Here is a 24,236-nt window from a genome sequence, read left to right as displayed (position 1 = left end):
AGCCCCATCCCTTTTTCCCTGTGTCATCAGCCAGCGGTCAACTCAGTCAACGGTCAATTATGTCTCTACGGATCTTGCATCACCTTCTGCTTCCCCTCTGTGCACTCTCTGCGCTGCTCCCCTTTGGCAGCCAGGCGCTGACTATCGGAACAGGCCCGCTCAATGGGGTCTACTACCCGACCGGTGGCGCCATCTGCCGGGTGCTCAATGCCGGCCATGCTCTACATGGGGACAGCTGCACCGTGCAGAGCACCCGTGGCTCGATGGCCAACCTCAAGGCACTCGACAAGGGGGACGTACAGCTGGCGCTGGTGCAATCCGATGTGTTGCACCACGCCCTGCACGGCACCGGCCCCTTCAGCGGGCAGGGGGCCAACAATGAGCTGCGCAGCCTGTTTCGCCTCTATCAGGAGTCGTTGACCCTGCTGGCCGCCCCCAATAGCGGCATCACCACCCTGGCAGATATCGAAGGGAAACGGGTCTATCCGGGCAACAAGGGCGCCGGTGAGCAGATCACCAGCCAGGCCCTGATGGCAGCCATGGGATGGCAACCTGGGCAGTTTGCTGCCTATCAGCTCAAGTCGGACAGCGAACCGCTGGAAGGGCTATGCGATGGCTCGCTGGATGCCGCTTTTGTGGTGGCCGGTCACCCCAGTCTGGCGGTCGGCGATCTGATCAGCCGCTGCAAGGTGCGCCTCATCCCCATCGAAGGGGAGCAGATCGACACGCTGCTCAAGCAACACCCCTACTACCAGCGCAGCCGTATCGCCGCCAACCTCTATCCGGGGCAGACCACCGCCATCAACAATATCGGGATGAGTGCCGAACTGGTGGCGCTGGCCAGCCTGCCGGACCCTATCGTCCGAACCGTGCGCGATACCCTGCTGGCCCGGGTCAAACAGTTCAGCCGGCTGCATCCCGCCCTGAGCAAGGTGACCTCCGAGCAGTTGCAGGCGCAAACCGAGCTGCCCCTCCATGCGGGAATGTCGGATCAACCGCCCGCCCCCTTGCCACTGACCCCCGAGCAGTTAACCGCGGAACAGCTGACGCCGGAGCCGTTATCACCAGCGCCATCGGCCTCGGAGGCGGTGCCCACGACAGGGCCGGTGAGCGCCGCCAACGGGGCGACTGCGCCCTCTGACGCGACCGCCACCAGCAGTGCCGCAGTGGCGACAGAAGCCACAGAGGTTAATCCCTTGCCCGAAGAGGCGCTCGAGGTCACCTCCGAGCTCACTGCGCCAGCCACCGAGGGTGAGAGCGGGGCCCCTTCGGCCTCTGCCGCAGCGTCAACGGTTCCATCACCATCGGCTGCCGTGTCGATTCAGTTGCCACAGAGCGCCTCTGCGGCCACTGCGCTGCAAGAACAGGCAATCCAGCCTGCCAGCAGCGCGGTGACTGGCGAAACCTCGCAGCAGGATAAAACCGACACGCCTCCCGCCCCTGCCACCAGCGCAGCCACACCGCTGCAACCCTGAGTGGTCAGCTCCCACAAACGCATCAGGGCAGCCTCGGCTGCCCTGATTATTGATATGCGCTCGATAGTGGCGCAATTGATGGCAGCACAGTCACCCCGAGGCCTGCTCACCTTGCCGCCCCGCTACGGCTCTATCACCCGGGTCAGATAGGGATTGGGCTTCTGGATCTCCTCCTCCACCCAGTGCAGCAACTGCTTGATGGCCCGAGACAACACCTGATTCTGGCGTACCACGTAACCCAGACTGGTACCGGGAAAATCGCCGAGGCTGGTGACCGGCGCGGTGAGGTTGAGGCGCGGATGCAGGGAGAAGTCCGGCACGATGGCGACACCAAAGCCCGCCTCGGCCCAATCCAGCTGGGCGTCCACGCTGCCTACCTCCATGATGCGGCAGGGGGGCAAGGCCAGCAGCGGCAGGGACGGGTCGATCAGCGCCCGGGTGCGGGTGTCGTGACCGAGCAGGATCAGGGTCGGCTCGTCGAGGGGATCGCTCTCCCCCGCCACCGCCCGTGCTTGCCAGCGAGCAAGGCCGTGACCCAGCGCGCACCAGGTCACCTGTTGCAGCTCGGTGTAGAAGAGCGGTTCGCTGCGCTTTTGCGCCATGACAAAACCCAGATCCGCCTTGCCCGCCTTGACCAGCTCGGCGGCCTGATCCGAAGTGGTGTTGAACAGGGTGAGGTCGATGCCGGGGAACTCCCGCTTGAAGCGCTGGAACGGCTGGATAAGCAGCAGGCGGGAGATAATGTCGCTGGCGGCGATGGCCAGCGTCCCCTGACTCAGCTGGTTGAGGGCATTGAGATCGGACTGGCAGAGCTGCAACTCGGCGATGGTGCGCTCGGCGCTTTGCAGTAGCCGCTCCCCCGCCTGCGTCAGGCGAAACGGACTGCGCTCGATCAGCCGCACCCGGGTCGCCTGCTCCAGCCGTTTGATATGCAGGCTGACATTGGGTTGGGTCATGTGCAGCTCGGTGGCGGTCTGACCAAAATGTTGCAATCGGGCCAGAGTGACAAAGGTTTGCAGCCAGTGAATATCCAGCATAAGAGTCCCTCAACCCGCGAGGTGCGGGGCTTGTCAGGCAAAATCGAGCAGTTTGCCGCTTAATTGGCCATAATTATATGGTTCTCTTATCGGAATTATAAAGATAATTAATTTTTCTAATCCGCATCAGGCTCCTAGGATGGACGCCTAACGTCTTAGGAGAAAGAGTCATGTCGTCTATCGTAGTCGTAGGTGCTAACTGGGGTGATGAAGGCAAAGGCCGCATCGTGGATTATCTGGCAGGTCAAGCTGGCGCCAGCATTCGCTTCCAGGGCGGCAACAACGCCGGCCACACCGTGGTCAACGACCTTGGCACCTTCAAGCTGCACCAGGTTCCGAGTGGCGTATTCAACCCGGATTGCCTGGTTGTCCTCGGCCCGGGCATGGTGATCAGCCCCGAGAAACTGACCGTCGAGCTCGAGGAAGTCAAAGCCTCCGGCGTGACTCCGAAGCTGGCCATCTCTGACCGCGCAACCCTGTGCCTGCCGCTGCACGCACTGGAAGATACCCTTGAAGAGCAACGTCTGGGTGACGGCGCCTATGGCTCCACCCGTCAGGGCATCGCTCCTGCCTACGGCGATCGCGTGATGAAGAAAGCGATCCTGGTTGGCTGGCTGAAACAGCCGGACGTGCTGGTCGAGCGCATCCAGTTCATGCTGGACTGGAAACTACCGCAGATGAAGGCTATCTACCCCTCCTTCGAATTCACCCAGACTGCCCAGGAAATGGCCGACTGGCTGCTGGAAGTCTCTGCACCGTGGATCGACGCCGTGTGCAACGTCAGCATGCCGCTGAAAGCGCTGCAGGCAGAAGGCAAGACCCTGCTGTTCGAAGCGCAGTTGGGCGCTGGCCGTGACCTGATCTACGGCGAATACCCCTGGGTAACCTCCTCCCACGTATCCGGCGCCTACGCCGGTATCGGTGGCGGTCTGCCGGGTCTGCGCCCGGAGCGCGTCATCGCTGTGGCCAAGGCATTCAGCTCCTCTGTCGGTACCGGCACTCTGCTGACCGCCATGGAGAACCAGGACGAGTTCCGCAAGATCACCAACGAGTTCGGTGCCACCACCGGCCGTCCCCGTGATGTCGGTTACTTCGACGCGGTCGCCACCAAGAACGGTGTCGAGCTGCAAGCCGCCACCGAAGTGGCCCTGACCAAGCTGGACTGCCTGACCGGTCTGCCGGATCTGAAGATCTGCGTGGCCTACGAAGGTGCCCACACCGAGAACCCGATTTGGCCGCAAACTGCCGCCCTGAAGCCGGTTTACGAGCAGATGGAAAGCTGGAGCGAAGACATCACCGGCTGCCGCACCTTCGAAGAGCTGCCCAAAGCGGCCCAGCAGTACGTGCTGCGTATCGAAGAGCTGCTCGGCGTACCGGTTCCGATGGTTTCCGTCGGCCCGGGCCGTGACGAGATGATCCTGCGCTAAGCCGCACCTCTCATCGTCAAACAAAAAACCGGCATCCCTGATGCCGGTTTTTTTATGGCTGCCGTTTACCTTCTTGCCATAAAATCACCCAAAGGCTCAATTAACTCACCAATCGACCTCACATTGAGCCGTTCTGCAATAACATTCTACCCTGCCCTCGTTAAAGTGAACCCGTTACCACACGAGGAGTCACCCGATGAAATTGCTCAAACAGAGTGCCTTGTTGCCACTGCTCTGCCTGACGGCCATGCCAGCCTTTGCCATGACCCTGAAGAGCGCGGATATTCACGAAGGCCAGCTGATGGACAAACAGTTCAGCTTCAACGGCTTTGGCTGCAGCGGCGACAACCACTCGCCCCAACTTAGTTGGCAGGATCTGCCGGCAGGCACCAAGAGTGTTGCCATCACCGCCTATGACCCCGATGCCCCTACCGGCAGCGGTTGGTGGCACTGGCTGGTGGTTAACCTGCCTGCCACCCAGAGCGAGCTGGCCAGCAATGCCTCCGGCAAGCTCAAGCAGGGATTGGAGATCCGCACCGACTTTGGCAGCCAGGGTTATGGCGGCCCCTGCCCGCCCGCTGGTCACGGCATGCACCGCTATCAGTTCACCGCCTGGGCCCTGCCCCATGATCTCGAGGTAAAGGCTGATACCCCGCCGGCTATGGTAGGCTACATGCTCAACAGCATGGCGCTCGGCAAAGCCACCCTGACCACCACCTTCGTCACCCCCTAGGAGCCAACCGGATGAGCACTCCCCTGCTGCAACAGAGCCACTATCTCGGGATCCGCCAGCAGCCCCTGCACCGGGTGCTCATCTATGCCCCGACCCTCATCTGGGTCACCCAGGGGAGCAAGCAACTATGGTGGCGCGAGCGACGTCTGTCGTTTGACAGGGAGCGCTGGCTGCTGATCCCGGCAGGCCACCAGCTCACCTTCGTCAATCAGCCGGAGCAGGGCAAATTTCGCTCCCACGCCATCACGCTGCTCACTCCGCCGCCACCAGAATGGCTGGCCGAGTCAGCCCCTTCCCACGCCGATTTGGAGGAACCCGCCGTCAAGGTCACCCCCGGGCTCGCCTTCTGCTTTGAACTCATCAGCACCATGGCCGAACGGGGACTGAGCGAGGCGACCCAGGCCGAACTGCTGCGCGGCTTCTATGCCGAGCTGCGGGCCGCCAACGCCCTCGGATTGCTCTTTCCCGCCAGCACCATGACTCTCGCAGAGCGGCTGGCACGCTACCTGGCGGTGGAACCCGGCATCGATCACACCCTGGAGGCGGTGGCCCCCCACTTCTCCATGAGCCGCGCCTCCATGGTGCGCAAGCTGGCCGCCGAAGGTCGCAGCTTTCGCCAGTTGCTGGCTCAGGTGCGGATGAGTCACGCCCTCAACCTGTTGCAACAGGGCCTGACCCCGCTGGAGGCCGCCCTCGCCTGCGGTTATGACTCCCCCAGCCGCTTTGCCGCTCGCTTCAAACAGGAGTTCGGCCTGACGCCCCACCAATACCTGCACACCTGCCCTGCCAGATTGGCGAGCAACGACAAGTAAAATATTACTTAAAACCAATTCTATGTAACCTGATGTAACCCGGTGATCCCGCTCACATTGCCACCTCTTCAGAGTGTGATCTCGCGCCAGCGCTCCCTTTTCCCTTGCCATACAATGGCTACCGAACACCTTTTCACTAAAAATAAGCGTAAAAATCTTCCTTTTAACCTACATAAACGGAATTGGAGCGAGCGATGTTTCGTAAAACTTTACTCTCGGTAGCCCTCGGCACCGCCCTGTTCGGACTGACTGCCTGCAACGATAACCAGACAGAGGGCAGCACAGTCGCCAAACCGGAGCAGGCCATCCAATACAAGGACGTGATCGACCGTCGGGGAACACCGACCCAATTCCGCGACTTTGACAGCTACTCCAACCTCAAATACAACCCGCTGCTCGATCTGGGGGCATGGCACGGTTTCCTGCTGCCTGCCAGCGACAAGGAGTGGGGGGGCTTTACCGGCCCCATGGTCATCTCCGAGGAGTACAGCCTCTTCTTTGCCAGCGAGCTGGACAAGCTCACCCTGAGCGATGCGAGCGGCCGCCCGTTCCCGCTCACCAGCGCCCGCAAGCAGGAGGCGTACGCCATTCCCGGTGCGCTGGTGCAACGCTTCGAGTTCGAGCCCTTCACACTGGAGCTGGAGCTGCGTTATGGCGATGCCCGCACCGCCCTTATCCGCACCCGACTCATCAACCAGACCGATGCACCGCTCACCCTCAACCTCAACTGGCAGGGCGAGTTGCTCAATCAATGGGATGCCAAGGATACGATTGCCAGCAAATATCCAGGCTGGACACGCACCATCAGCGAGAGCGACAAAGGAATCGAATTCCAGTTCGGTAAACTGCGCAGCACCTGGAACATCATGCAGAGCGGCAGCGCCCGCTATCGAATCGACCGCACCCTGCCAAGTCGCACCACCCTCGACCAGAAGACACTGGGCTACCAAAGCGACGCCAGCATTACCCTGGCCGCCAAGGGGAGCGAGGATATCTACACCCTGCAGAGCTATCTCCACTCCGCAGATGACGCCAGCCGCCATCAGCAGAGCCGTCAGGCCCTGCTGGCCAACCCGGCCAGCTATTTTGCCGACTCCATCCGCCGCTGGGAGGGCTACCTTGCCAACGGTCTCTCCAATCAGGGTATCCCCGAGTCGGAGCGTCGCATCGCCGTCAAGGCGATGGAGACCCTCAATGGCAACTGGCGATCCCCGGCTGGCGCCATCCTCCACGATGGGGTAACCCCCTCCAATACCGCCCGCTGGTTCGACGGCGTCTGGGCCTGGGACAGCTGGAAGCACGCCTATGCCATGGCACACTTCAACCCGGAGGTCGCCAAGAACAACGTGCGCGCCATGTATGACTATCAGGTACAGCCGGATGATCCGGTACGACCGCAGGATGCGGGCATGGTGATCGATGCCGTCTTCTACAACAAGCTGGCGGATCGCGGTGGCGATGGCGGCAACTGGAACGAGCGCGATACCAAGCCGCCCCTTTCCGCCTGGGCCATCTGGGAAATCTACAGCGCCACCAAGGACAAGGCCTTTATCGCCGAGATGTATCCCAAGCTGCAGGCCTACCACGACTGGTGGTACCGCGCGCGGGACAACAACCGCAACGGCATCATCGAATATGGCGCCACCAAGCATGTGGAGCACAATGACGAGTACGGCAATATCACCTTCAAGGTGCAGTACTCCAACGGTATTCCCGCTGGGCTGGATCTCTCCAGCTGTACCAGTGAGGGGGATGGCTGGTATGCCTGCGCCGGTATGCCGCTCTATCAACAGGTGTTGAACGTGGGCGGTTACAGCGACATGGATATCGGTGCCCAGCACGGCGCCGGTTGGGAGTCAGGCATGGACAACGCCGCCCGCTTCGGCTTTATCGAACCGGGCCAGCTGCAACGCTATGCCGACAAGACCTATGGCGGAGATTTGGCCAAGGCACGTCAGGACTGGAACGTCGCCTTCTTTGAAAACCATCAGGACAATGGCGATTTGATCGGTTTCTCCATCGATCAGGAGTCAGTGGAGCTCAACGCCTTCCTCGCCAAAGAGAAACGCATTCTGGCAGACATGGCCGACCTGCTTGGCAAGCCGGACGACGCGAGCCGCTACCGCGATGGCGCGGCCCAGCTGGCTGGTTACATCAACAGCTGCATGTTCGATGAGGCGTCAGGCTTCTATTACGATCGTCAGATTGGTCAGGGGGATGTGGCTGACGGCAACGGCTGCGTCGGCAAATTGCTGACCGCTCGCGGCCGTGGTCCGGAAGGGTGGAGCCCGCTCTGGGCAGAGGTCGCAGACAAGGAGAAAGCGGCGCGGGTGCGTGAGGTGATGCTCAACGCCCAGGAGTTCAACACAAAGATTCCGCTGGGCACAGCCGCACTCACCAACCCGGCCTACGACCCCAATATCTACTGGCGCGGCCGGGTATGGCTCGATCAGTTCTACTTCGGGGTGAAGGGGCTGGAGAACTACGGCTACCGCAGCGATGCCGAGGCTCTGGTCAACAAGCTATTCAACAACGCAGAGGGCTTGGCGGGCAGCGGCCCCATCCGCGAAAACTACAATCCGGAGACCGGCGCCATGCAGGGGGCAAGCAACTTCAGCTGGAGCTCGGCCCACCTCTATATGCTCTATCGCAACTTCCTGAAACCACAGGCGTAAGCTTGCTCCACCATGCAAAAGGCCTCCTGATGGAGGCCTTTCTGTTTTCACTCAAGTTGCACTCACACAATACCCGCCACGCGGCAGGTACGGGCTCGTCTTAGCCGTTAGTGAGCGGCAAAGAGAGGCGTTTAGCCAGTGCCTGGAAGTGCTGGCTCACCTCAGCCCCAAACAGGGGGTCGCCAATGGCGCGGTTCTGCCAGTTTTGCTCCAGATGACGCCAGTCATCCTCGGTCAGGGAGTCACGCAGATGGGGGAAGATCACCCCCTCTTCATAGTTCATGTGTGCCTCTTGCAGTTCCACGAAGCGCTCCAGCTTGGTGGTGAACTGATCGAGGGGGATCACAGCATCCATCAGGATCATCTCCACCATCTCCTTGAGATCGGCCCCGGCCTCCAGCAGCTTGACGTGCTCCTCCTGCAGGCGGTTGGCGACCTCACCCTCCACCACCCGATATTTCAGGTAGTAGTCATAGATGAGATCTTCCTTGGGATGGTGGTACTTGTCAGAGACCTCCCGCAGGTAGTCGATGACATCGCGCACCAGAAAATAGCTGATGGGCTCTTCGGCACGAATGGCTGCCAGCTTGTGCTTGAGCAGCTCCAAAAGTCGGGCGATGTTGAGATGATCCTTGTGCAGACTGGATAACATGGGCACTCCTTGGCTCTGAATTAATCTTATGTCCCTGAGTATACGGTCATTTGTCGCCCGAACTTTGCACTCAATCAAGTGGGATGCAGACAGATTTCCACTCTATCGGACTCTTGCCCTGTTGTTCCAGCAAGCGATTGGTCTCGCTAAAGTGACCGCAACCGATGAAACCGCGGTGGGCAGAGAGGGGGCTCGGGTGCGGCGCGGTCAGCACATAGTGGCGCTGGCGGTCGATGAAACGTCCCTTCTTCTGGGCGTGGGCCCCCCACAGCAGGAACACCACCCCCTGACAACTGGCATTGATCTGCTCGATGACCCGATCGGTAAAGGTCTCCCATCCCAGATGGGCGTGGGAATGAGCCTGACCGGCCTGCACCGTCAGCACAGTGTTGAGCAGCAAGACACCCTGTTTGGCCCAGGATTCGAGAAAGCCGTGATTGGGTGTGACGAAACCTGGCAGGTCACGCTGCATCTCTTTATAGATGTTGACCAGTGAGGGGGGCGTACGCACGCCGGGCAGAACGGAGAAGCAGAGCCCGTGCGCCTGATTGGGGCCGTGATAGGGATCCTGGCCCAGGATCACCACCTTGACCTGATCCAGCTCGGTCAGCTTGAAGGCATTGAACACATCGGTGGCTGGCGGGTAGATCACCTTGCCCGCTTCCCGCTCGGCTCTGACAGTTGCCAGCGTACTCTTGAAATAGTCCTGCTCTTTCTCAGAGCCAATCACATCACTCCAGGTCAGCACCCCGGCCTCCTCACTTGATACGGCGAAGGGCTCAGGATAGGGGGCCAGCCCGCAAGACGCAACCGTGGCTCACGCTTTCCAGAGCCTGGCGAGGCGCCCCGAGCGCTCCAGCTTGCGCAGCCCGGTATTGAACAGCAGCATCAGACGGCGCGCCTCTGGATCGGCCTTGCGCATCAGCAAGTATCCCGGTTGCGACCAGATGGGGTCGGCGGCACCGGTCAGTGACAGCGATTGGGGATGACGAACGAGCGCCTGCTGGAACAGAGTCTGTGCCACCTGCTCATCCATCACCAGATAGTGGATCCGCCCGTCAAGCAGCTTGCCCATGCTCTCCTCATCGGAATCTGACCACTCGAGGGTGAGCCCGGCTTGGCGAGCGGCAAAACCATCGCCATAGAAATAGCCACGGGTCACCCCGACTGGCTCGTGTTTCAGCTCACCCAGATTGACCGCGGGCGTACCGGTCAGCGTCATCAGGCGAGTGGTGAAATGGCCGAGCGAGGCGGAGAGATAGAAAAGCTGCTCCCGCTCACGGGAGCGAAACCAGGGCATGGTGACCACATAGCGCCCCTCCAGAGTCAGTCGGTAAGCCTCGGCCCAGGAATAGAAGTGAAAGCTGACATCGAGCCCCTCTTCGGCAAAGGCCTGACGCACCACCTCACAGAGAAAGCCCTGATTGGGCAGCGCCTCACTGATATAAGGTGGCCACTCGCCCACAGCAATACGCACCGTCTCGGCCCGTACCGCAACACTGCTTGCCCAGCAACAGAACAGGGCCAGCCATGCCCACTTTCGCCACCCATTATTCACCAGCACGCTCCTCGCTTTTTTTGCTGAGTGTAGCCAACCCCTCAATTAACCTCAGAAAAAGCCGAAAAGATGTAGTTAAATTACTATATTAACGAGATAAAAGATGCATAATTTGGATATCTTACAAAATCAGAAAAATGACCTATTTTTGATTCAACTCAATAATTTAATCCCATTGAAATGGCGCTTTGTCTGATTTTATTGATCCAGATCAATTTTGGTAATATTACCACCGTGGTATATATGACCCCATCAAAGAAAAGGTGTAAGGCAAGGGCCCTTTAAGTCATCGCCATCGACGGTAGCTTAAATACATCAGGGTAATTTCCTTACAGTTGGATTCGCGTTCCCATTGAGGAGTCATACCATGATCAAAGGCATTCAAATCACCCAGGCCGCCAACACCGCTCTGCTGAACTCTTTCTGGCTGCTGGACGAAGAGAAGCAACAAGCTCGCTGCATCTGCGTCAAAGGCGATGCTTTCGCTGCCGATCAAGAAGTGCAACTGGCTGACCTGGGTCAGTTCGAATACCGCGAACTGCCGGTTCAGGCTGAGCCTGCTGTTGAAGGTGGCCAGCACCTGAACGTCAACGTGCTGCGTCGCGAAACTCTGGAAGATGCTATCGAAAACCCGGAGAAGTACCCGCAGCTGACCATCCGTGTATCTGGCTACGCAGTGCGTTTCAACGCCCTGACCCCGGAACAGCAGCGTGACGTGGTTACCCGTACTTTCACCCAGAGCCTGTAATCAGCGCCCTGCAGTGAAAAGCTGATACTTGCGGTATCAGCACAAAAAAACGGCCGATTGGCCGTTTTTTTATACGTGCTTTCACTAGGCAAGCGCAAAAAACAAGGCCTCGCATTGCGAGGCCTTGTGATAAGTGCTTGTCCCATCAAGCAGAGGTATCTAGGGGCTCAAAACCCTTGATCAGGTCATCGATGGCCTTCATCTGTTTGAGGAAGCCTTCCAGCTTCTCCAGCGGCAGGGCGCTCGGGCCATCGCAGCGGGCAATTTTCGGATCCGGGTGGGATTCGATAAAGAGACCGGCCAGACCGACCGCCATACCGGCGCGCGCCAGCTCGGTCACCTGCTCGCGACGACCACCGGAGGCCGCACCCAGCGGATCACGGCACTGCAGGGAGTGGGTTACGTCAAAGATCACCGGATAGCCACCGGTGCTCTTCTTCATCACGCCCAGGCCCAGCATGTCCACCACCAGGTTGTCGTAGCCGAAATTGGCACCGCGCTCGCAGAGGATCAGCTGATCGTTGCCGCACTCCTCGAACTTGTCGGTGATGTTCTTCATCTGGCTTGGGCTGAGGAACTGTGGCTTCTTAATGTTGATAACGTTGCCGGTGCGGGCCATGGCTTCCACCAGATCGGTCTGGCGTGCCAGGAAAGCGGGCAGCTGGATAACGTCCACCACCTCGGCGACCGGCTTGGCCTGATGGGGTTCGTGCAGATCGGAGATGACCGGCATGCCGAAGGTCGCTTTCAGCTCCTGGAAAATCTTCATCCCCTCTTCCAGACCCGGACCGCGGTAGGAGTGGATGGAAGAGCGGTTGGCCTTGTCCCAGCTCGCCTTGAAGACAAACGGGATGCCCAGCTTGCTGGTCACTTCCACGTACTTCTCGCACACCGCCATCGCCATGTCGCGGGATTCCAGCACGTTCATGCCGCCAAACAGCACGAACGGTTTGTCGTTGGCTACGTCGATCTGGTTGATCTTGATATTCTTCTGTTCCATCTAAGACTTCCTTAATGAAGGGGCCTGAAGCCAAGTTACTCCGTTGCAGCCGAGCGCTGCGGCCTTGATATTCTTCTGTTTAAGTTTCAAGCCGCCCTTAATGGAGGGGCTTGGGGCTCAGATCCAGCGCGGCCAGCTGCACTTTCAGCACATCGGCCACCGGATCGTCCGGGCATTGTTCAATAAAATATTCAAAATCGTCGGCGGCCTGGCGCGGGCAATCGAGCTGCTCGTAGATAAAGCCGCGATCCCGCGTCTCCAGCGGATCGCCGGGCTTCATCCGCAACAACAGCTCGCTGCAACGCAGCGCCTCGGGCATGCGATCTTCCCGCAGCAGGGCACCCTTGCTGACGTTGAGCAGCCGTTCGATGATCTCCCACTGGCCGGAGGGCTGCAGGTAGTCGGGGGTCAGGGTCGCCAAGTCCCCCAACGCACCGCGCAGCAGCAGCTCGATGCGGGCCAGGCTCAGCTCGTCGCCGGTAAAGGGGTCGACATAGACCTCCCCCTCGCCACCGGCAAAGCTCACCAGGAAGTGGCCGGGGAAGCAGATCCCCTCCACATCGAGCCCGAGCTTGCGCCCCAGCTGGATGATGAGAATACCGAGGCTGACCGGGATCCCTTTGCGCTGAACCAGCACCTGATTGAGATCGCAGTTGTTGGCAGAGAAATAATCCTGCCAGTCGCCATGAAAACCGAGGCTGTGGTAGAAACCCTGCAGCAACTGCTGGCGCACTTCGTCGCAGGTGCCCTCTTCGATCTGCTCATCCAGCCACTCGTCCAGCAGGTTCAACTCGCGGATCCCCTCCTCGACCGAGCCATAAATTTCGTCACTGACAGACAACGCCAGCTCAGTGATGTCGTGGGCTTCGAAATCGGTCCATTCGTCTATGTGTAACATTCTCTTCATGCCTTAGCCGAACACACTCGTCTGTTTGAGCACTGCCAACTTGGCAATAAAGTAGATCCAGCCGAGCGCCCCCAGAAAGGAGCACCAGCGCACCAGATTGCTTTTGGCCAGCCGCAGCGCCATCGCCGCCAGAAATACCAGCACCAGAATGGCCATCAGCTTCTCGCTGAGCCAGGGCGTTCCGTTATTGAGCGGGTTGAGATCCAGCACCATGCAGAGCAATACGCCGGAGAGCACCACCAGACCGTTGAGCCAGCCGCTGACCTTCATCACCGGCGCGCTATAGGCTCGACCAGTGGCGGTCTGTACCCAGTAGAAGCGGAGCATAAACATCAGCACGGCCCCGGCAATCAGGGTGAGGTGCAGGTGTTTGAGCACAAAAACCATATTCAATCCTTGCATGGGGGCGCACAGGCAACCCGCCGTGTAACAGTAAGGGGCTGTCAGCGCAGCGGGCAGAGGCCCAGCGTCACCCTGTCGTTATCCCCGTAATCACGCACCGTGGCTACCTCGCGGTAGCCGCCATCACGCAGCAACTGACGCACCGCCTCCCCCTGATCCCAGCCATGCTCCAGCAGCAACCAGCCATCGGTCAGCAGATAAGCGGGGGCATGGGCCACGATGTGGCGGATATCGGCCAGCCCAGCGTCATCGGCAACCAGCGCCGAGCGGGGTTCAAAGCGCACGTCACCCTGCTCGAGATGGGGATCGGCGCCATCAATATAGGGGGGATTGGAGACAATCACCGCAAAACGTGGCGTATTGTCGCGATCCGGCTCGCCAAGGGACTCGAACCAGCTGCCATCGCGCACCTCGATGGGTAACCCCAGCGCGGCGCTGTTCTCGCGAGCCAGCGCCGCAGCATCGGCCATCCGATCCACCGCCCACACATCGATTTCGGGCCGCTCGGACTTGAGCGCCAGCGCGATGGCGCCGGTGCCGGTGCCGAGATCCAGCACGGCGCACGGCCCCTGCGGGATTCTGGTCAGCGCCTGCTCGACCAGCACCTCGGTATCGGGGCGCGGGATCAGGGTCGCCGGGCTCACTTTCAGCGGCAGCGACCAGAACTCCCGCTCGCCAACGAGATGGGCGATGGGTTCGCCATTGAGACGACGGACCAGCCACCCCTGCAGGGTGGCCTGCTGGGCGGCATCCAGCTCACGCTCGGGCCAGGTCATCAGATAGCTGCGACGGCAATCGAGCAGATGACAGAGCAGTACATCGGCGTCGGCGCGGGGGGACTCCCCCTCAGCCAACACAGTCATAATATGGGCACGAGCCTGCTGGATCTGCATCAGTGCCACTCCACCTTATGGGCACGACACTTAATGCGAGCTTGCCGGATCACCATTTGCATCAGTTGTTCTCGGCCAGCGAGGCGAGCTGATCGGCCTGATACTCCTGCACCAGCGGGGTGATGACGCAGTCCAGATCCCCTTCCAAAATTTCGGAGAGGCGATAGAGGGTCAGGTTGATACGGTGCTCGGAGAGGCGACCCTGCGGATAGTTGTAGGTACGAATGCGCTCGGAGCGATCACCGGAGCCCACCAGATTGCGGCGGGTGCTCTGCTCGGCGGCGCGGTGGCGCTCATCCTCGGCCGCTTGCAGGCGGGCGGAGAGCACCGACATCGCCTTGGCGCGGTTCTTGTGCTGGGAGCGCTCGTCCTGACACTCCACCACCAGACCGGTCGGCAGGTGGGTGATGCGGATGGCCGAGTCGGTCTTGTTGACGTGCTGACCACCGGCACCGGAGGCGCGGAAGGTGTCGATCTTCAAGTCGGAAGGGTTGATCTCGATCTGCTCGGCTTCCGGCACTTCCGGCAGCACGGCGACGGTACAGGCGGAGGTGTGCACCCGGCCCTGAGACTCGGTCTCCGGCACCCGCTGTACCCGGTGACCACCGGATTCAAACTTGAGACGGCCATAGACGCGCTCGCCGTCGATCTTGGCGATCACCTCCTTGTAGCCACCATATTCACCATCGTTGCAGCTGACGATGGAGACGCGCCAGCCCTGACGCTCGGCAAACCGTGAATACATGCGGAACAGGTCACCAGCAAAGATGGCCGCTTCGTCGCCACCGGCACCGGCGCGGATCTCCAGATAGCAGTTGTTGTCATCCTTGGGATCCTTGGGCAGCAACATCAGTTGAAGCTCCTGCTCCAGCGCCTCCAGATTGGCCTTGGCCAGCGGCAGCTCCTCCTGCGCCATCTCGCGTAGGTCGGCATCCTCCTCCTCCAGCATCATCTGGGTGGTCTCAAGATCATCCTGCGCCTGACGGTAACGCTGGAAGGCGTGAACGATATCTTCCAGCTGGGCATATTCGCGGGTCAGGGCGCGGTAGCGATCCTGATCCGAGACCACGTCTGGCTCGCCGAGCATGGCCTGTACTTCTTCGTGGCGCTCGATGAGGCCTTCCAGCTTTCTGATCAGTGACGGATTCATAACTCTTGCATTCTCAATGGAGGACGGGACAACCGGCAGGTTGCCCGAAAATTATGGCTCTTGTGACAACCCCAGCGCCTGCCGCAAGCGGGAGAGCTCGCTCTGATCCCCCTGGGAGGCAGCCTGGCGCAACGCCTGGGTCGGCGCGTGGATCAATTTGTTGGTGAGGCGATGGGCCATCGCCTTGAGCGCCTGTTCGGCACTCTCGCCCTGCGCCAATGCCAGCAGGGCCCGTTGCAACTCTTCATCAGCCACTTGCTGTGACTGATGGCGGTAATCGCGAATGAGATCGACCGAGCTCTGGCCGCGATACCAGCCCATAAACTCGTCGCGCTCTTCCTGCACGATCACTTCCGCCTGTGCGGCAGCCCGTTTACGGGTTTCGAGGTTCTGCTCGATGATCCCCTGCAAATCATCCACCGTGTAGAGATAGGCATCGGAGAGCTCATCGACTTCGGCTTCGATGTCGCGCGGCACGGCAATATCCACCAGAAACATGGGTTTGAAGCGGCGGGCCTTTAGCGCGCGCTCCACCATCCCCTTGCCGATGATGGGCAGGGGGCTGGCGGTCGAGCTGATGACAATATCCGCCTCGTGCAGATAGTCGGGGATCTCTTCGAGCGTCATCACCTGGGCGCCGAATTCGGCCGCAAGGGTCTGGGCGCGCTGCAGGGTGCGGTTGGCCACCATCATCTTGGTGACGTTCTGCTCGCGCAGATGACGGGCCACCAGTTCAATGGTTTCGCCAGCACCGACCAGCAGCACCTTGGTCTGGGAGAGATCGGAGAAGATCCGCCGACCCAAGCTGACGGCGGCAAACGCCACCGACACGGCACTGGCGCCAATCTCGGTATCGGTACGCACCCGTTTGGCCACCGAGAAGGATTTCTGGAACAGCCGCTCCAGCGCCCCCTTCACCGACTCCGCCTGCTGGGCGTGGGCATAGGATTGCTTGATCTGCCCCAGGATCTGCGGCTCCCCCAACACCAGCGAGTCGAGCCCGCACGCCACCCGCATCAAGTGGCGCACCGCCTCTTCATCGTGATGCTGATAGATGGCAGTGACCAGTTCGGCCGCGTCCAGCCCGTGGAACTGCTGCAGCCAGCGCAGCACTTGCTCCTGCCGCTCCTCCTCCAGATTGCAATAGAGTTCGGTCCGGTTGCAGGTGGAGACGATCACCGCCTCGCTGACACCGGGTTGGCTCACCAGCTCACGCAAGGCGCGATCGATGCAGTCCGGGCCAAAGGCGACCCGTTCCCGCAAGGCGACACTGGCGGTGTTGTGGTTGATTCCGAGGGCAAGCAAACTCATGAGTGGGCGACGATCATTTCATACGCTGGGTGCAAAGGCTGCCAATTGTACGAGAAAGGGTAAGTCTTTAAAAGCAATACGGCCGCCCCGTATACTGTGGCAAATTCCTCTCTCTGGAGCCGTCTCTTGCTGCTACGTATTTTTACCCTCACCTGCCTGCTGTTGCTGGCCGGTTGTGCCACCACCCAGCCCCAGCGTGACCAGGTGAACTGGAACCAGGAGCGGGCCCGCCTCGAGCAGCTCACCCACTGGCAGCTATCCGGCAAGATGGCCATCATCACGCCACAGCAAAAGGGCAGCGCCCGTCTCAACTGGCAGCAGGATGGGGAGGATTATCGCCTCAACCTCACCAGCCTGATTGGCACCAGCATTCTGGAGCTCTCCCGCAGCAAGGGGGAAATCACCCTGCTCGACAGCGACGGCAATCGCCACCAGAGCCAGGATGCCGAAGCGCTCATCTATCAACTGACCGGCTGGAATATTCCGGTTGCGGGATTACCGGAGTGGATCAAGGGGCTGCCGGGTCAGGCGGAGTTTGAACTCAACCCCGACAGCAGTCTGGCCAGCGTGCGCGACGGCCAGTGGCAGATCGTCTATGGCGATTATCGGGATCAGGATGGCTACCGCCTGCCGCACCAGCTGACCATGACCGGCCAGAACAGCCGCCTCAAGCTTCAGATCAACCAATGGACTCTTGCACGTTAATGGCTTCCACACGCTGGCCGGCACCGGCCAAACTCAACCTGTTTTTACACGTCAATGGCCGTCGTCCTGATGGCTATCACGAGCTGCAGACCCTGTTTATCTTCCTCAACCACAGCGACTGGCTCGAGTTCGAGGTGATACCGAATAGCGACACACTCACCCTGAGCCCGGCCATTCCCGGGGTGCCGGATGAGCAGAATCTGATTATCCGCGCGGCACGGCTGCTGCAGGCAACTCTGCCGAGCCCGCAAGGTGCCCATATTCGGCTGGAGAAAGTGCTGCCCATGGGGGGCGGCATTGGCGGCGGTTCGTCCGATGCAGCGACCACGCTGGTGGCGCTTAACCACCTCTGGCAAGCGGGTTTGAGCGAAGATGAACTGGCAGCGCTCGGCGTGCAGCTGGGGGCCGATGTGCCGGTGTTTGTCCGTGGCCGGGCGGCCTTTGCAGAAGGAGTGGGCGAGCGGCTGCAACCGGTCGAACTGCCCGATGCCTGGTATCTGGTGCTCAAGCCCGATTGCCATGTGGCGACCGCGGCCGTATTCCAGGATCCGGAGCTGCCGAGAGCCACGCCGAAAATGGCGCTGGACAACCTGCTGGAAGGCGAGTGGAAAAACGATTGCGAATCACTGGTGAAAAAGCGCCACCCCGAGGTTGCCAATGCGCTCGGCTGGTTGCTAGAATACGCGCCGTCAAGAATGACGGGCACAGGAGCCTGCGTCTTTGCTCAATTTGAAGACGAAGTGACTGCTCGGGAAGTGTTGGCCTGCGTGCCGAAGGGACTTGATGGGTTTGTCGCCAAGGGCGAGAACATATCACCTCTCTTCTCCACATTGCAACAGTTCAAATGATTGGGGTATCGCCAAGCGGTAAGGCAGCGGGTTTTGATCTCGCCATTCCTAGGTTCGAATCCTAGTACCCCAGCCAATTTTACCGAACGGTATTGATGATGATTAACGTGGCCGGTTTTGCACTCGGCCACGGATTCGGGTTACCGGTATCATCACAATCATTGGGCAGCAGACACCTTGTACGTTATCTTGATAAATCGTTTGCCCCAAAACGATAGGGTCTGATTTCAGACTCCCCCACATACTGGATGCAACCCCGAGGTTTCAAACCGTGCCTGACATGAAGCTGTTTGCTGGTAACGCAACGCCGGAACTAGCCCAGAAGATCGCAGATCGCCTGTTTATCAAACTCGGCAATGCTGCCGTAGGTCGCTTTAGCGACGGCGAGATCAGCGTACAGATCAATGAGAATGTACGTGGTGGCGATATCTTCATCATTCAATCCACCTGTGCCCCGACCAACGACAATTTGATGGAATTGATCGTCATGGTGGATGCTCTGCGTCGTGCTTCAGCTGGCCGTATCACTGCCGTTATCCCCTACTTTGGTTATGCCCGTCAGGACCGTCGCGTCCGCTCCGCCCGTGTACCCATCACCGCCAAGGTTGTCGCTGACTTCCTCTCCAGCGTCGGTGTGGATCGCGTGCTGACCGTTGACCTGCATGCCGAGCAAATTCAAGGTTTCTTCGACGTTCCGGTAGACAACGTGTTCGGTAGCCCGGTGCTACTGGAAGACATGAAGTCCAAGAACCTCGAGTCTCCTGTCGTTGTCTCCCCGGACATCGGTGGCGTCGTGCGTGCCCGCGCCATCGCCAAGCTGCTGGATGACACCGACATCGCCATCATCGACAAGCGCCGTCCCCGCCCGAACGTCTCCCAGGTCATGCACCTGATCGGTGACGTTGCCGGCCGCGACTGCATCATCGTTGATGACATGATCGACACCGGCGGCACCCTGTGCAAAGCTGCAGAGGCCCTGAAAGAGCGCGGTGCCAAGCGTGTATTCGCCTACGCTACCCACCCGGTCTTCTCCGGTTCCGCCGTCGAGAACATCAAGAACTCCGTGATCGATGAACTGATCATCACCGACTCCATCCCGCTCACTGCGGAGATGAAAGCGGTAGGCAAGGTCAAGCAGCTGACTCTGTCAACTGTACTGGCCGAAGCCATTCGTCGCATCAGCAACGAAGAGTCCATCTCTGCCATGTTTGAGCATTGATAGATTCAGCAATAACGAAAACCGCCATCAGGCGGTTTTCGTCTTTCTGGACCTTCTCTTTCCAACTTTCTGCTATCTGGTACGACCCTGCCCCCGGCAGGCTTAAGGATTTACCCATGAATTGCTTGCGTCCCCTCCTGCTCGCGACCCTCACCTCCGCCCTGTTCGCCTGTCAGCCCGTCAAAGAGAACCCGTCCTTCGTGCTGACTCTGGCTCACATGAACGACACCCACTCCCAGTTTGATCCGGTCAATGCCGAGATCAAAGGGCAGATCTTTGCCCAGCAGGGGGAGACGGACACCCTCTATACCCGCTTTGGCGGTTACCCGCGCCTGCTGACCATGGCGAAAGCCTATCAGGCCGATGCGCTGGCCAAGAACCAGCCCTTGCTGCTGCTGCACGGCGGCGATGCCTGGCAGGGCAGTGGCTACTTCAAACTCAACGAGGGGATGGCCAACGCCGAGTTGCTGAGCCAGTTCGGCCTCGATGCCATGGCGCTGGGCAACCACGAGTTCGATCTGGATAACCAGAAGCTGGCCCGCTTCATCGAGGGGGTCAACTTCCCGGTGCTGGCCGCCAACCTCGACACCAAGGCCGATCCGGCCCTCAGCAAGGCTGACAACCTCAAGCCCTTCGTGGTCTACGCTTTTGACGGCAACCAGAAGAGCCCGGTCACCGATCTCGACAACCTGCCGCAAGGCAAGCAGCTGGTCGCCGTCATCGGTCTGGTACTGGAAGACATGGGCAATATCGCCCCCAACGTCGGCAAGCTGCGCTTTGGCAAGGAGGTCGCCTCGGCTCAGGCCACGGTCGACATGCTGCAAGCCAAGGGGATCCATCAGATCGTGGCGCTCACCCACATCGGCAACGAGCGGGATCTGGCACTGGCCGCCAAGGTAAACGGCCTCGATGCCATCGTCGGCGGCCACTCCCACAGCCTGCTCGGCGATTTTCGCAATATTGGCTGGGGCAAGACCGGCGATTACGCCAAGCTGGTGACCAATCCGGATGGCATCGGCAAAACCTGCGTGGTGCAGGCTGGCTCCTACGCCCAGGCCATTGGTCTGGCTCAGGTGAGCTTTGATGGTCAGGGTCATGTGACCGACTGCCAGGGCCACAACAGCCTGCTGGCGAGCCGCGATTTCTTCGCCGATGCGGCGCGCAAGCAAGCGCTCGACGACGCCCGCAGCAAAGAGGCAAGCCAGTTTGTCGACAACCAGCCCAATCTGGTGACCGTGGATGAAGATCCGCGCCTGCGCGGCATCATCGACAGCCACTACAAACCGGCGCTGGAGAAAGCCTACGGCCCGGTGATCGGCACCATCCCCGAGCAGCTGCAAAATGCCCGTCGCCCCGGTGACAACGGCAGCGACAGCCACGGCTCAGATGTCGCGCCGCTGGTTGCCGAAGGGGAGTTCTACTGGGCCAATACCCCAGCAGTGCAAGCCCTGACCGGCGGCCCGGTCGATTTTTCTCTGGTTGCGGTGGGGGGCGTGCGCGCCGACCTGCCTGCTGGCGAATGGCGTGAGGGGGATAGTGCCCTCACCCTGCTGCCGTTCAAGAACCAGCTCTCTGTGCTGACCCTGACCGGCGCCGAGGTACGCGCCCTGCTGACCGAGACCATCACCGCCACCCTGCCCGCCAGCGCCCATGCCGGCAAGTTCCCCTATGGCGGTCACCTGCGTTACACCTTCCAGGAGACCGACGCAGGCAAAGCGGGCTCCCTGACCCAATTGCAGCGCAAGACCGCAAGCGGCGAGTGGCAGGATCTGGTGGATAGCCAGCGCTATCGGGTAGTGATGAACGCCTACAGCGCCAACGGCAACGATGGCTGGCAGGCACTGGCCAATGCCCAGCGCCACCAGAGCGAGCGGGTCGACATCGCCAGCGTCAATGGCAAGTTGACCGCCTTCCCGGTGTTGAAGGTGGAACAAAACGGTGAACTGCTGAGCGCCGTCTATGCCCCGGGCCAGGCCCTCGATTGCAAGGCCAGCGGCGTGGATTGCGGCACCGATGCAGCTTCTTTCGTGGAGTATGTGCGCGATGCCCGTCCCACCCTGACCGCACTGGATGAAGAGACCGTCACCCTGCTGCGTACCAAATAACGACGGTAGTCAACCGGGCACAATCCATCGGTAAACTGAAACGGGCCTCTTGCAAGAGGCCCGTTTGCCCACCGTTAGCCACCCATTGGCCGCAATAATGCTGCAAATCCCGCCATAACATGCGCATTGGTTGAGTGATCGCCACTCGGCGGCTAGAATATTGCGTCCTATTGCCCTGGGTAGTGTGCCCACGGCAGCTGCGAGTGAAGACATCAAGCGTGACAAGCGAAATCAAACTGATCGTCGGACTGGGCAACCCCGGCCCGGAATATGCCAAGACCCGCCACAACGCGGGCGCCTGGTATGTGGAGCAACTGGCCCGCTGGCACAATGTCAGCCTGCGTGAAGAACCCAAGTTCTTCGGCCATACTGCCCGCATCCTGGTCGAGGGGCAGGATGTGCGGCTGCTCATCCCGAACACCTATATGAACCTCTCTGGCAAGGCTGTGGCCGCACTGGCGCGTTTTTATCAGATTGAGCCGGAAGCGATTCTGGTGGCCCATGATGAACTGGATCTGCCGCCAGGCATCGCCAAGTTCAAGCAGGGTGGTGGTCACGGTGGCCATAACGGCCTCAAGGACATCATCGCCAAGATGGGCAACAACAATAACTTCTTCCGGCTGCGTCTCGGGATCGGCCATCCCGGCAGCAAAGAGCAGGTGGCGGGCTTCGTCCTGACCAAGGCCCCCAGCAGTGAACAGAACCTGATCGACGCCGCGCTGGACGAGTCCCTGCGCGCTACCGACATCCTGTTCAAACAAGATATGACCAAGGCCATGAATCGCTTGCACAGCTTCAAGGCTGAAAAGGGTTAGGTCGGTTTGATCCTGTACGGGCATTGTGCCGGTACATGAGCAACGACCAGAACAAGCATGACATGGGCCGCCTGCGGGCGCCCCCAACAGCATCCATCAAGTAAGGTAACAATCCATGGGTTTTAAATGCGGTATCGTGGGCCTGCCCAATGTAGGCAAATCCACCCTGTTCAACGCGCTGACCAAGGCCGGTATCGAAGCCGCCAACTTCCCGTTCTGCACCATCGAGCCGAACACCGGTGTGGTGCCGATGCCGGACCCCCGCCTCGATCAGCTGGCTGCCATCATCAATCCGCAGCGCGTTGTGCCGACCACCATGGAATTTGTGGACATCGCCGGTCTGGTTGCCGGTGCCTCCAAGGGTGAAGGTCTGGGTAACCAATTCCTGGCCAACATCCGTGAAACCGAAGCGATCGGCCACGTTGTGCGCTGCTTCGACGACGAGAACATCATTCACGTTGCGGGCAAGGTCTCCCCGGCTGACGATATCGAAGTGATCAACACCGAGCTGGCCCTGTCGGATCTGGACGCCTGCGAGCGCGCCATTCACCGTCAGTCCAAGCGTGCCAAAGGCGGCGACAAGGATGCCAAGCTGGAAGTGGAAACCCTGGAGAAGATCAAGGTCGCGCTGGAAAACGGCCAGATGATCCGCGGCATGAAGCTGGATAAAGAAGAGCTGGCCGCCGTGAGCTACCTCAACTTCCTGACCCTGAAACCCACCATGTATATCGCCAACGTGGCGGAAGATGGCTTCGAGAACAATCCCTATCTGGACAAGGTGCGTGAAATCGCCGCCGCCGAGAACGCGGTCGTGGTCGTGGTCTGCTGCGCCATCGAAGCCGACATCGCCGAACTGGACGATGAAGATCGCGCCGAGTTCATGGCAGACCTGGGCATCGAAGAGCCGGGCCTGAACCGCGTTATCCGCTCCGGCTACCAGCTGCTCAACCTGCAGACCTACTTCACCGCCGGTGTGAAAGAGGTACGCGCCTGGACTATTCCGGTCGGTGCCACTGCCCCGCAAGCGGCTGGCAAGATCCACACTGACTTTGAAAAAGGCTTTATTCGCGCCCAAACCATCGCCTTTGAAGACTTTATCAACTACAAGGGTGAGCAAGGCGCCAAGGAAGCGGGCAAGATGCGCGCTGAAGGGAAAGATTACATCGTCAAAGATGGCGATATCATGAACTTCCTGTTCAACGTCTAATCCCATGACAGGCCAGCATTTGCTGGCCTGTTTTTTATCTGCCATTGCCCGGGCAATCATGGCAATGTCTTAAAAAAAAGCAGATTGTTGGGCTTTTGCGCAACAGAGACCAATAACTGGTCAAACGCACTCAAATTGCGTTTTTCTGGCAAAAAAAGGGTTGACGCCCCAGAGCCAGATACGCATAATTCGGCCCGCACGGTGACGAGGTAACGACTCACCGGAAGCAAGGTTGGCTATGTAGCTCAGTTGGTTAGAGCATCGCACTCATAATGCGGGGGTCACAGGTTCGAATCCCGTCATAGCCACCATCTCTAGTTGGGGTATCGCCAAGCGGTAAGGCAGCGGGTTTTGATCTCGCCATCCCTAGGTTCGAATCCTAGTACCCCAGCCATTTTTAAAAGTTCTTTGCCAGTCTCGCGACTGTTGAGGAACGCTGTTGGGGTATCGCCAAGCGGTAAGGCAGCGGGTTTTGATCTCGCCATCCCTAGGTTCGAATCCTAGTACCCCAGCCATTTTTAAAAGTTCTTTGCCAGTCTCATGACTGTTGAGGAGCG

At 59.8% G+C, this 24,236-nt stretch carries 21 protein-coding genes, 4 tRNA genes and 1 pseudogene; 16 read left to right on the top strand and 10 right to left on the bottom strand.

Annotated elements, in window-relative coordinates:
* Positions 1 to 59 precede the first annotated feature (59 nt).
* On the top strand, positions 60 to 1,475 hold the full coding sequence (locus LRL22_RS16595) for a TAXI family TRAP transporter solute-binding subunit (protein ID WP_270905894.1): 1,416 nt from the start codon (positions 60 to 62) through the stop codon (positions 1,473 to 1,475).
* 122 nt (positions 1,476 to 1,597) lie between these two features.
* Here LRL22_RS16595 and LRL22_RS16590 read toward each other — a convergent pair whose 3' ends face one another.
* Positions 1,598 to 2,512, bottom strand: coding sequence for a LysR family transcriptional regulator (locus LRL22_RS16590; RefSeq protein WP_042658174.1), 915 nt, complete (start codon positions 2,510 to 2,512; stop codon positions 1,598 to 1,600).
* A gap of 170 nt (positions 2,513 to 2,682) precedes the next feature.
* Between LRL22_RS16590 and LRL22_RS16585 the strand changes: the two genes are divergently transcribed.
* The 4 genes from LRL22_RS16585 to ygjK all read left to right on the top strand — a co-directional run bounded on the left by LRL22_RS16585 (position 2,683) and on the right by ygjK (position 8,159).
* Positions 2,683 to 3,939 (top strand): adenylosuccinate synthetase, encoded by a 1,257-nt coding sequence (locus LRL22_RS16585; RefSeq protein WP_005362191.1) that lies wholly within the window; start codon positions 2,683 to 2,685, stop codon positions 3,937 to 3,939.
* A gap of 196 nt (positions 3,940 to 4,135) precedes the next feature.
* Complete coding sequence (locus tag LRL22_RS16580; RefSeq protein WP_270905893.1) at positions 4,136 to 4,672, top strand: YbhB/YbcL family Raf kinase inhibitor-like protein; 537 nt, start codon at positions 4,136 to 4,138, stop codon at positions 4,670 to 4,672.
* Positions 4,673 to 4,683: 11 nt separating this feature from the next.
* Positions 4,684 to 5,484, top strand: a complete 801-nt coding sequence (locus LRL22_RS16575) for a helix-turn-helix transcriptional regulator (RefSeq protein WP_236563315.1) — start codon at positions 4,684 to 4,686, stop codon at positions 5,482 to 5,484.
* A 194-nt stretch (positions 5,485 to 5,678) separates the two neighbouring features.
* Positions 5,679 to 8,159 (top strand): alpha-glucosidase, encoded by a 2,481-nt coding sequence (gene ygjK, locus LRL22_RS16570; RefSeq protein ID WP_270905892.1) that lies wholly within the window; start codon positions 5,679 to 5,681, stop codon positions 8,157 to 8,159.
* 100 nt (positions 8,160 to 8,259) lie between these two features.
* Here the strand turns inward: ygjK and LRL22_RS16565 are convergent, their stop codons facing one another.
* The 3 genes from LRL22_RS16565 to LRL22_RS16555 form a co-directional block, all read right to left on the bottom strand.
* Entirely contained in the window at positions 8,260 to 8,811 is a 552-nt protein-coding gene (locus LRL22_RS16565) for a hemerythrin domain-containing protein (protein WP_005362195.1), read from the bottom strand.
* A 70-nt stretch (positions 8,812 to 8,881) separates the two neighbouring features.
* Positions 8,882 to 9,559, bottom strand: coding sequence for a uracil-DNA glycosylase (gene ung, locus LRL22_RS16560; protein ID WP_005353881.1), 678 nt, complete (start codon positions 9,557 to 9,559; stop codon positions 8,882 to 8,884).
* A 69-nt stretch (positions 9,560 to 9,628) separates the two neighbouring features.
* Complete coding sequence (locus tag LRL22_RS16555) at positions 9,629 to 10,369, bottom strand: substrate-binding periplasmic protein (RefSeq protein WP_042054533.1); 741 nt, start codon at positions 10,367 to 10,369, stop codon at positions 9,629 to 9,631.
* A gap of 367 nt (positions 10,370 to 10,736) precedes the next feature.
* On the opposite strand from LRL22_RS16555, the gene grcA reads away from it, so the two are divergent.
* A complete protein-coding gene (grcA, locus tag LRL22_RS16550) occupies positions 10,737 to 11,117 on the top strand; it encodes an autonomous glycyl radical cofactor GrcA (RefSeq protein WP_005334936.1) in 381 nt (126 codons plus the stop codon).
* A 145-nt stretch (positions 11,118 to 11,262) separates the two neighbouring features.
* On the opposite strand, the gene kdsA is transcribed toward grcA, so the two are convergent.
* From kdsA to hemA, 6 genes are all read right to left on the bottom strand, one after another.
* Complete coding sequence (gene kdsA, locus LRL22_RS16545) at positions 11,263 to 12,117, bottom strand: 3-deoxy-8-phosphooctulonate synthase (RefSeq protein WP_005334937.1); 855 nt, start codon at positions 12,115 to 12,117, stop codon at positions 11,263 to 11,265.
* Positions 12,118 to 12,214: 97 nt separating this feature from the next.
* A complete protein-coding gene (locus LRL22_RS16540) occupies positions 12,215 to 13,015 on the bottom strand; it encodes a SirB1 family protein (protein ID WP_005362204.1) in 801 nt (266 codons plus the stop codon).
* Positions 13,016 to 13,027: 12 nt separating this feature from the next.
* A complete protein-coding gene (locus LRL22_RS16535; protein ID WP_005334939.1) occupies positions 13,028 to 13,411 on the bottom strand; it encodes a SirB2 family protein in 384 nt (127 codons plus the stop codon).
* Positions 13,412 to 13,467: 56 nt separating this feature from the next.
* Entirely contained in the window at positions 13,468 to 14,319 is an 852-nt protein-coding gene (gene prmC / locus LRL22_RS16530) for a peptide chain release factor N(5)-glutamine methyltransferase (protein WP_270905891.1), read from the bottom strand.
* 61 nt (positions 14,320 to 14,380) lie between these two features.
* Positions 14,381 to 15,469, bottom strand: a complete 1,089-nt coding sequence (gene prfA, locus LRL22_RS16525; RefSeq protein WP_042061304.1) for a peptide chain release factor 1 — start codon at positions 15,467 to 15,469, stop codon at positions 14,381 to 14,383.
* 51 nt (positions 15,470 to 15,520) lie between these two features.
* Positions 15,521 to 16,780: a glutamyl-tRNA reductase gene (hemA, locus tag LRL22_RS16520; protein ID WP_005362209.1), complete on the bottom strand. Its 1,260-nt coding sequence runs from the start codon at positions 16,778 to 16,780 to the stop codon at positions 15,521 to 15,523.
* Between the two features lie 126 nt (positions 16,781 to 16,906).
* On the opposite strand from hemA, the gene lolB reads away from it, so the two are divergent.
* The 10 genes and pseudogenes from lolB to LRL22_RS16470 all read left to right on the top strand — a co-directional run bounded on the left by lolB (position 16,907) and on the right by LRL22_RS16470 (position 24,194).
* Positions 16,907 to 17,485 (top strand): lipoprotein insertase outer membrane protein LolB, encoded by a 579-nt coding sequence (gene lolB, locus LRL22_RS16515; RefSeq protein WP_005334955.1) that lies wholly within the window; start codon positions 16,907 to 16,909, stop codon positions 17,483 to 17,485.
* Positions 17,485 to 18,355 (top strand): annotated as a pseudogene (gene ispE / locus LRL22_RS16510) (4-(cytidine 5'-diphospho)-2-C-methyl-D-erythritol kinase). Before lolB ends, ispE begins: the two are co-directional and overlap by 1 nt.
* A tRNA-Gln gene (locus LRL22_RS16505) sits at positions 18,335 to 18,409 on the top strand. Before ispE ends, LRL22_RS16505 begins: the two are co-directional and overlap by 21 nt.
* 195 nt (positions 18,410 to 18,604) lie before the next feature.
* Positions 18,605 to 19,552 (top strand): ribose-phosphate pyrophosphokinase, encoded by a 948-nt coding sequence (locus LRL22_RS16500; RefSeq protein ID WP_005343846.1) that lies wholly within the window; start codon positions 18,605 to 18,607, stop codon positions 19,550 to 19,552.
* Positions 19,553 to 19,668: 116 nt separating this feature from the next.
* A complete protein-coding gene (locus tag LRL22_RS16495) occupies positions 19,669 to 21,657 on the top strand; it encodes a bifunctional metallophosphatase/5'-nucleotidase (protein ID WP_270905890.1) in 1,989 nt (662 codons plus the stop codon).
* A 218-nt stretch (positions 21,658 to 21,875) separates the two neighbouring features.
* A complete protein-coding gene (gene pth / locus LRL22_RS16490) occupies positions 21,876 to 22,472 on the top strand; it encodes an aminoacyl-tRNA hydrolase (protein ID WP_058059203.1) in 597 nt (198 codons plus the stop codon).
* 115 nt (positions 22,473 to 22,587) lie between these two features.
* A complete protein-coding gene (ychF, locus tag LRL22_RS16485; RefSeq protein WP_139440410.1) occupies positions 22,588 to 23,679 on the top strand; it encodes a redox-regulated ATPase YchF in 1,092 nt (363 codons plus the stop codon).
* Between the two features lie 234 nt (positions 23,680 to 23,913).
* Positions 23,914 to 23,990 (top strand) — tRNA-Met (locus LRL22_RS16480).
* Positions 23,991 to 23,998: 8 nt separating this feature from the next.
* Positions 23,999 to 24,073: transfer RNA gene (locus LRL22_RS16475), tRNA-Gln, on the top strand.
* A 46-nt stretch (positions 24,074 to 24,119) separates the two neighbouring features.
* Positions 24,120 to 24,194 (top strand) — tRNA-Gln (locus LRL22_RS16470).
* The last annotated feature ends 42 nt before the right edge of the window (positions 24,195 to 24,236 follow it).

It is taken from the genome of Aeromonas sp. PI_26 (assembly GCF_027854445.1).
GTDB lineage: Bacteria > Pseudomonadota > Gammaproteobacteria > Enterobacterales > Aeromonadaceae > Aeromonas > Aeromonas veronii.
Note: the sequence above shows the minus strand (reverse complement) of the source record. Positions and strands in the feature narration are given on the sequence as shown.